Raw genomic sequence first — 413 nt, 5'->3', positions numbered from 1 at the left:
AACTGCTGGTGCGCGAGCGTCTGCAACAATTGCGTCTGAGCGGACCCGTGATTGCACTGGAACTGGAAGTGACAGAGACCGCAAAGCGCCAGTTACACAGCGAGGATTTATTTCCCCAACCGGGCGGCAAACCCGAAGACCATCAGCGCCTGCTCTCGCTGCTGGTGGCCAGACTGGGCGAACATCAGGTATTACAGGCAGCACCGCTAGCCGATTACCGGCCTGAAATCGCCAATCAATGGGTCTCCGTGCTGCATAAAAAGTCCGCGCAAGCTTATGCCACGGCCAGTGCCGCTCATGCCTTTCTGCGCCCGGTCTGGCTGCTGTCCCAGCCACTGGCGCTGACACTGCGCCAGCATCAACCCTGGTATGCAGGATCGGTGCTGACCCTCATTTCACCGGCCGAACGCATA

General features: G+C 59.3%; 1 pseudogene. It reads left to right on the top strand.

From position 1 onward, the window contains the following. Window positions 1–413: pseudogene (locus KDM89_RS20035) on the top strand (DNA polymerase Y family protein); the annotation flags it as partial.

Origin of the sequence: Cognatundibacterium luofuense (genome assembly GCF_018139685.1) — a bacterium.
GTDB lineage: Bacteria > Pseudomonadota > Gammaproteobacteria > Burkholderiales > Burkholderiaceae_D > Undibacterium > Undibacterium luofuense.
The sequence above is the reverse complement of the archived record's forward strand: the minus strand, read 5'-3'. Positions and strand labels throughout refer to the sequence as shown.